The following is a 7,328-nucleotide window of genomic DNA, read 5'->3' on the forward strand; positions in this document are numbered from 1 at the left end:
CCCGGTCCCCCGCCCCGAGCCCGTCCCACGCCCCGGCAACGGCCGCGTCGACGAACTCCCGGTCGCTCCCCGGCTGGAGCGAGGACCGGTCCTCGGGGTCGACCGCCCACACCACCGCCCCCTCGAGGGCCCCGTCCACCACCCGCACCCGAACCTGCCCGAAGTACCCGACCCCGGCCCGCTGCCGCCGCACCCGGTGCTCACCGACGCGCCCGCCAGCGGCCCCGCCGCTCACCGCGCCATGCCGTCGAGCTCCGCGGACTGCGCGCTCTCCCGGTCGTCGTACTCCCGCGACGTCTCGCGCAGCGTCGTGGCGTTCTCCGCCACCCCCTCGACCGCCGTGGCCAGCGCGTTCACGCCCAACTCCTCGAACGGCTGGAGCAGCGCCGCGAACGGCTGGCAGAGCACCCCGTACGCCGAGTCGTCCATCGTCACGGTGCGGGCCGCGTCCACCGCCCCGTTGAGCCGCTCGGCGAGGCCGTCGACGCGGCCCGCCAGCGCCGCGATCTCACCCGTCAGCACCTCGTACCCACTGGGCACCGCTCACCCCCAGATCGCTGTGGTCGTCCACCATCCCATGACCACGACGCGACGCGGCCCCGAGCGGTTCCCCCCACCCGCTCCCCGAACGGGTGAACCAGGGGATCAGGGCGTCCGGGTCCGCCGGAAGTACGCCAGCGCCACCCACGGCCTCGGCCGCGACGCGGTGATCGTCCCGGACACCAGCGCGCCCGCCAGCCCGATCCGCCGGAACAGCGCCAGCATGAACACCGACGGCGTGAACCGGACCACCGTGTCCGCGCTCCCGTCCGGCCGCACGACCGCCAGCTTCCGCTCCCCGCTGACCACCATCACCGGCGTGGTCCGCGCCGACCGCAGCTCCACGCGCAGCTCGCGCCCGCCCCCCGACCGGGACAGCAGGTGCCGGGTGTCCGCCCCGGCGCCGAGCAGGCGCATCAGGAACAGGTCGAACGCCAGCGCCGCCTCGTCCTCGGGCACGTCCCACCGCGCCCCGGTGGCGCGCGCGACGTCGAACCCGTGCAGCAGCAGCTCGTTGAGCTGGTGGGCCAGGAGCGTCGACACCGGCAGCCTGGCCCCGCCCAGCCACGGCCGCGGCTCGTCCGGGTCGAGGTCGGCGCTGCGCTCGAGCAGCAGGTCGACGTGCTCGCGCAGGTAGGCCCCCAGCGCCTCGGGGTCGCGGGCCGGGTACCGCCGCAGCGCCCGCGCGTTCACCGCCGCGAGGTCGGCGAGGGTCATCTCCCGGCAGGCGCGCGCCAGGTCGGGGTCGTCGAACGCGTCGCGGCCCGCCATCAGCTCGGCGTTCATGCCGGACACGATCGCGGTGTGCGCGGCGGCCTCGTCGGCGCTCCAGCCGCCGATGGCGGCCCTGGTGGGCGGGGGCGCGGAGGCGATCAGGCGCGCGAAGCGGTCGGTGGTGTCGGACAGCGCGGCGCGCAGCGCGGGCCACCGGTCCCCGGTCTCCTCAAGCAGCACGTCCACCGGCCTCCCGCTCGCTGTGGCGATCAGGGGCCCAGGCAAGCAGCGGGCTACGGGGAGCACAAGGGCCGCGGGCGCGGCCGGTGGGGCGGGGAGAGCGGGACGGCGCAGGTCACGGGGTTACCCGGCGGGCCGGGGATGGCTGCTGGACCCCGAAGCCGCTCAGCGCAGCCGGACCCAGCCGACCTGCGTCTCGTCGGTCCCGCCGTTGGTGGAGACCGACTCCAGCACGACCTGGCCGCCGAACCGGTACAGCGGGTAGGTCAGCGTGCTGCCCGCCTGCTTCACGTCCTGCTGCCCGGCGGGCTCGCCGTCCACGTACACGCGCAGCACCGCGTTGTGGCGCTGGGCGACGTCGTCGTTGGCCCGCACCTCCAGCTGCGACAGGTAGGCGGGCCGGTCCAGGGTGAAGTAGAGCCGGTTCTCGGTCCCGCCGCACTCGGCCCCGCCGATGCACCGGTCGACGACCTTTCCCCACGGCAGCGACGGCACGGAGTAGAAGTACGATCTGGCCGACGCCGGTGTCGCGGACGCGGTTCCGGCGAAACCCGCGAGCAGGCAGAGCGCGGACAGCAGCGCGGCGGCGGACTTCCTCATGGTGGACCCTTTCCCTCGGTTTCCGGCAAAAGCCGGTCGAGCGTAGCTCCGGGAAACCCCCGCGAAGATTCACCGCGAGCACCTTCACCCGGCGGGTATTTCCCGCCGTCCCCCGAGGCGGGAGATCGCTACCGTCCGCGAACGGCGACCCCGGCGGTCCCTCCGCGCGCCCCGACCCGCCGGTGTGCGGTGTTCCCGCCCGTCGCCCCTGGTGGACGTGAGATGCTGCCCCTGTTGTCCCCTGATGGCGAAGGGCAGATGAGCGTGACCACCTGGACCGATGTGATCAACTACGTCCGAACGCGGTCCGAGGTGCTGGAGGAGTCCGACACCTGGCTGCGCTTCCGCGTCGAGGTCTCCGACACCCGCACCCAGCAGGTCTCGGTGCAGCGCGTGCCGCAGGAGGACGGTTCGACCTGGCTGGTGCTGTCCTCCCCGGTCGGCTGGGCCGAGAAGATCGACCAGACCCGCTTCCTGGAGCTGGCGGGCGCCGCGCCCGTCGGCGGCGCGGGCGTCGTGGACGGGGTGGCGCTGCTCAAGCACACCGTCGTGCTGGGCGAGCAGGGCGTGGTGGCCGAGTTCGCGACGCCGCTGGGCCTGCTGGTCGAGCGCGCGGACGCCTTCGAGCACGAGCTGACCGCGGCCGACCAGTTCTGACCGCGAGCCGGACGCCCGCCGCCCGGCGCGCGGCGGGCGCCACCCGGTTCCCCTTTCCTCCCCTTTTCCCGGAATCGGCCGCGACGCCCGATCCGGAATTCCGCGGTGAATCCCGAGCGGTGAATCACGACCCGGCCTCCCGGACTGCCCCGAACGGACGCCGGGGACGCCCGCGTTCCGCCCGTTCGGCACGCCGCACACTCGTTCACCGCCGACCGGACGCGCATTGCCCCCGCGCGAGCGCGGTTCCTATGATCGCTATCGCTCGCGGACCCGCAAGCAGGTCGCCTCGCCGCCGTTCCGATGGTTAGGGGTATTGATGCGCCAGTGTCACGACCACCGGGGAGAGCGCTCTCACGAACCGGTCGACGGCTCCCTCTACCGCTCGGTGTTCGAGCGCTCGGGCCTGGGCATCGCCCGGCTCGACCCGCGCGGGCGGATCGTGGAGGCCAACACCGACCTGCTCGCCCTCCTGGACCGCCCGCTGAGCCAGATCCGGGGACGCGACTTCACCGACCTCCTGCACCCGGCGCTGCGCCCCGCGCTGGAGCGCGGCCTGGCCTGCCTGGCGACCGGCGAGCGGGGCCGCTTCGCCGAGCGGGTCGCGGCCGTGCGCCCGGACGGCAGCACCGCGCCCGCCGCCATGACCGCGATCGCCGTCCCCGGACGCGGCCGGGCCGTCTCGGCGCTGCTGGTGCTGCTGCGCCGCTCCGCGGAACCGCACGGGGACGCGGCGGCCCCGCTCAGCGACGTGCACGCCCGCATCCTGGAGGGCGTGGCCGCCGGGGAGAGCACCGCGCAGCTGGCCACCACGCTCTTCCTGACCCGCCAGGGCGTCGAGTACCACCTGGGCACGCTGCTGCGCAAGCTCAAGGCCCCCAACCGGACCGCGCTCATCTCGCGCGCCTACTCCCTCGGCGTGCTGAGCCCGGCCGACTGGCCCCCCAAGGTGGAACCCGCGTTCGTGAAGTGAGCGCGGAACCGGGAACGCAACACCGGGAGCACCGGAGGAGAGGCACGTGCGAAGCACCACCAAGCGATCGCTGTCCGACGAGGAGCTGCGGGCGGCGGTGACCGAGGCGTTCGGCCCGCGGGCCACGATCACCTCGTCCAGGGAGCTGGCGGACGGCACGTTCAACGCCGTCTGGCTGCTCGACGTCGACCCGGTGGGCCCGGTGGTCCTGAAGGCCGCCCCGCCGGACGACCTGCCGCTGCTGACCTACGAGCGCCGCATCGCCCGCACCGAGGCGGCCGTCCTGCGGGCCGCCGCGGCCACCGCGCCGGTCCCGGTGCTGCACCACGCCGGCGAGGGCAGCGCGGGCGTGGGCGGCGACTACCGGATCACCTGGGTGGTCGCGGTCGACACCTGGCTGGGGGTGTGGGGCGTGCTCGGCGGCGCGGAGCGGGCCCGGTTGCGCCGCGAGCTGGGCCGGGCCGTCGCCGGGCTGCACGCGGTGCGCGGCACCGCCTTCGGCTACCCCGAGCGGTCGACCGGCCTGCACGGCGACACCTGGTACGAGGCGTTCACCGCCATGGTCGACGGCCTGCTCGCGGACGCCAGACGCTTCGGCGTCACCCCGCCCGGCAGGCCCACCGCGCTGCACGACCTGGCGGTGGCGGGCCGCGCCGTGCTGGAGGAGGTCACCGAGCCGGTGCTGGTGCACTTCGACCTGTGGAACGGCAACGTGATGCTCACCGGCGAGGAGGGCGAGCGGCGCCTGTCCGGCCTGATCGACCTGGAGCGCGCGTTCTGGGGCGACCCGTGCGCGGACTTCGTGTCGCTGGCCCTGCTCGGCGAGCTGTCCGACGACGACCCGCTGCTGGACGGCTACCGCGAGGCGGGCGGTCCGGCCGAGCTGACCGCCACCACCCGCCGCAGGATCGCGCTGTACCAGGCGTACCTGTACCTGATCATGATCGTGGAGGCGGTGCCCAGGGGCCACAAGGGCGTGAAGTCCGCCGCCGCGCAGGCGCTCTTCCGCTCGCGCTACCGCAAGGCCCTGCGCCGCGCCGCCCCCTGAGCCGCGGCGCCCAGGGGCGCGGCGCCCTGAGTAACTGCGCCCTGGGCCACGGCGCCCCGGATCACCGCCCGGCGAGTTCGTCCGGATAGGACAGAACCCGCCCGCGCGCGGCCACCAGGTTGCGGTGCAGCGCTTCCAGCACCGCGACCTGGCGCCCGCCGTCCACCCACTCCCGGTACCCGATCCCGAACCCCAGGTCGCGCCACAGCTCCGCGTTGCGCGCCTCGTGCGCGCCGAACGGCTCCAGCAGCACGACCGGCGTGGCAGCCGACAGCGAGTCCATCAGCGTGCCACCGCCGGGTTTGCTCACCACCGCGATCGCCCGCCGGGTCAGGTCGAACCCGTCGTGGTGCTCCGCGCGCCGCCGGTACTCCACCGCGCCGTCGTGGACCCGCCCGAACGGCGGGAACCCGGTGTCGTGCCACGGGTGCCAGTCCGGGTCGATCATGAAGTACCGGTTCCGCCCCTGCTCCTCGGGCACCTCGGACCGCTCGTAGGCCACGACGTCCAGCGCGAACCCGGCCGCGCCCAGCTCGGCGGCCCCGGTCCGGTAGGTGCCCATGCCCCAGCCGCCGCCGTGCGCGAGCAGCCGCCCGTCCCGGTCGCCCCACGGCTCCGGCTCCTCCCGGCTGACCGGGATGGTCCGCGCCACCGCGCTCCCGGCGCGCTCCAGCAACCACACGTCCTCGTGCTCGCCCCACCTCCCCCGCCCCGCGCCCGAGGCGGAGGTGAACGAGGGCGAGGCGACCGAGTCGACGTGGCACGAGCGCACCCGGACCCCGCTGTGCGCCGAGGCGTACCGGTGCGCGGTGGGCAGCCAGAACCCCGACAGCACCACCAGCAGCTCGACCCCGTCCCGCTCCCACTCCCGCCACAGCCCGGCGACGAGCCCCTCGTCGGGCTCGGTGGTGTTGCGCGCGGCCAGCCGCTGACCGGCGAGCGCGACCCGGAAGTCCCGGTGGAACGCCGTCTTCGACGCCGGGATCAGCTCGCGCAGCCGCTCGGGCAGGTGGTTCTCCAGCACGTCCACCCGCGCCGCCACCCCGACCTCGGCGAGCCTGCGGGCCAGCAGCAGCCCTGGGACGTGCACGCCCAGCGCGACCCCGGACGTCAGCACGGCGATGCTCACGCCTCCGCCCTCCCGGTTCGGGCGCACCGCTCCAGCGCGTTCAGGTAAGCGCTCTCCAGCACGGCGATCCGCTCGACCACCGCGTCGTCCGGGCGCGCGGGCCGCGCCAGCAGCGCCATGATCCGGTCGAACTGCGCGTCGTGGTAGGACACCGCCGGGAACGACCGCACCTCGCGCGCTCCCCCGTCCCGCTGGAGGACCAGGTTCACCGGGAACGGCCCGGCGGCCGGGCGCAGGAAGTTGCGCAGCCGCGCCTTCCCGCCGGTGAACCGGAACTCGTGGTCGGCCCGGTACGGCCCCACCAGCGAGGCCCGCAGCTCGGCCCGCACCCCGGAGGGCAGCCGCAGCGCCGCGTCGAACTCCAGGTCCACCCCGTTCGGCCCGGAGAACTCCGAGTGCCCGGACGCGGTCGCGCCGCCCAGCCCGACGACGGCCTGCACGGCGTCGAGCCAGTAGGAGGCGGTGTCGTGGAACGCACCGCCACCCAGCTCGGGCCGGAACCGGTACCCCGCGCCCGGCGGCAGGTCGAACGCGATGTGCGAGGAGATCCCGGTCAGCTCCCCCAGCTCCCGCGAGGCGACCAGCTCGCGCACGGCGGCCTGCCACGGGTGCCCGGTGGTGATCACCGCCTCCACGACGTGCACCCCCGCGTCCCCGGCGGCCCGGCGCAGCGCGTGCGCCTCGCGGCGTCCCAGGCACAGCGGTTTCTCCACGACCACGTGCTTGCCCGCCCTGGCCGCCTCCGCGGCCCAGCGCGCGTGCGCGCTGTTGTGCAGCGACACGTAGACGGTGTCGATCCCCTCGTCCCGCACCAGCGACCGGTAGTCGGCGTGCGCGACCGGCAGCCCGTGCTCGGCGCGGAACGCCTCGGCGCGCTCGGGCGTGGACGCCGCGATCGCCCTGACCCGCACGTCCTCGCGCCGCCGCGCCGGGTCGAGCACGGCCCGCACCGCGATCGCCGTGGCCCCGATCAACCCCAGCTCACGAGGCACGGTCCACCTGCCAGGCGCCCAGGACCGCGTCCAGCGCCGCGCCGAGCGCCCGGTGCCCGGCCTCGTCCCGGGCCACCACCGCGCAGTACAACCGCCCCCTGGAGGAGGCCAGCGTCCCGGAGGACAGCGGGAGCACCCCGACCCCGCCCGCCTCCAGCAGGATCCCGTCCGCGCGCAGCAGCGCCACCAGCCGGTCGAACCCGCGCCCGCCGCGCACCGGCCGCACCACCAGCCGCGCCCGCTCCGGGTCGGCGGCGAGCCGGCGCCCGGCCAGCACGCTGATCAGCCCCATGGACGTCCGGGGGTTGATCTCCAGCACCGGCACGAGGGTCCCGTCGCGCAGCAGCATCGAGTCCACGCACACCGGCCCGCGGTACCCCGCGCCCGCCAGCGCGGCCCCCACGTCGGCCATGATCTCCCGGTACCCCAGCGCGG

The 7,328-nt window shown here is 75.3% G+C and carries 9 protein-coding genes and 1 pseudogene; 3 read left to right on the forward strand and 7 right to left on the reverse strand.

All coding sequences use genetic code 11. The features are described from left to right. The 4 genes from ACTUAL_RS08730 to ACTUAL_RS08745 form a co-directional block, all read right to left on the reverse strand. The coding region (locus ACTUAL_RS08730) for a hypothetical protein (RefSeq protein ID WP_440899895.1) at positions 1-235 on the reverse strand (235 nt) is incomplete at its 3' end. Next, positions 232-540 (reverse strand): type VII secretion target, encoded by a 309-nt coding sequence (locus tag ACTUAL_RS08735; RefSeq protein ID WP_440899896.1) that lies wholly within the window; start codon positions 538-540, stop codon positions 232-234. The genes ACTUAL_RS08730 and ACTUAL_RS08735, both read right to left, overlap by 4 nt. 105 nt (positions 541-645) lie before the next feature. Beyond that, positions 646-1,500, reverse strand: a complete 855-nt coding sequence (locus ACTUAL_RS08740) for a maleylpyruvate isomerase family mycothiol-dependent enzyme (protein WP_440899897.1) — start codon at positions 1,498-1,500, stop codon at positions 646-648. Positions 1,501-1,659: 159 nt separating this feature from the next. Next, positions 1,660-2,094 (reverse strand): hypothetical protein, encoded by a 435-nt coding sequence (locus tag ACTUAL_RS08745; protein ID WP_096495549.1) that lies wholly within the window; start codon positions 2,092-2,094, stop codon positions 1,660-1,662. 264 nt (positions 2,095-2,358) lie between these two features. Between ACTUAL_RS08745 and ACTUAL_RS08750 the strand changes: the two genes are divergently transcribed. The 3 genes from ACTUAL_RS08750 to ACTUAL_RS08760 all read left to right on the forward strand — a co-directional run bounded on the left by ACTUAL_RS08750 (position 2,359) and on the right by ACTUAL_RS08760 (position 4,772). Then, entirely contained in the window at positions 2,359-2,751 is a 393-nt protein-coding gene (locus tag ACTUAL_RS08750; RefSeq protein WP_177154362.1) for a hypothetical protein, read from the forward strand. Between the two features lie 319 nt (positions 2,752-3,070). Beyond that, positions 3,071-3,724, forward strand: coding sequence for a LuxR C-terminal-related transcriptional regulator (locus ACTUAL_RS08755; RefSeq protein ID WP_096495551.1), 654 nt, complete (start codon positions 3,071-3,073; stop codon positions 3,722-3,724). Between the two features lie 46 nt (positions 3,725-3,770). Continuing rightward, positions 3,771-4,772: a phosphotransferase family protein gene (locus ACTUAL_RS08760; protein ID WP_440899898.1), complete on the forward strand. Its 1,002-nt coding sequence runs from the start codon at positions 3,771-3,773 to the stop codon at positions 4,770-4,772. 61 nt (positions 4,773-4,833) lie between these two features. Here the strand turns inward: ACTUAL_RS08760 and ACTUAL_RS08765 are convergent, their stop codons facing one another. The 3 genes and pseudogenes from ACTUAL_RS08765 to ACTUAL_RS08775 all read right to left on the reverse strand — a co-directional run. After that, entirely contained in the window at positions 4,834-5,901 is a 1,068-nt protein-coding gene (locus ACTUAL_RS08765) for a hypothetical protein (RefSeq protein WP_232519958.1), read from the reverse strand. Beyond that, positions 5,898-6,893 (reverse strand): Gfo/Idh/MocA family protein, encoded by a 996-nt coding sequence (locus tag ACTUAL_RS08770; protein ID WP_440899899.1) that lies wholly within the window; start codon positions 6,891-6,893, stop codon positions 5,898-5,900. Before ACTUAL_RS08770 ends, ACTUAL_RS08765 begins: the two co-directional genes overlap by 4 nt. Next, positions 6,883-7,328, reverse strand: a pseudogene (locus ACTUAL_RS08775) (hypothetical protein); the annotation flags it as partial. The pseudogene ACTUAL_RS08775 and the gene ACTUAL_RS08770, both read right to left, overlap by 11 nt.

The organism is Actinosynnema sp. (assembly GCF_052038725.1).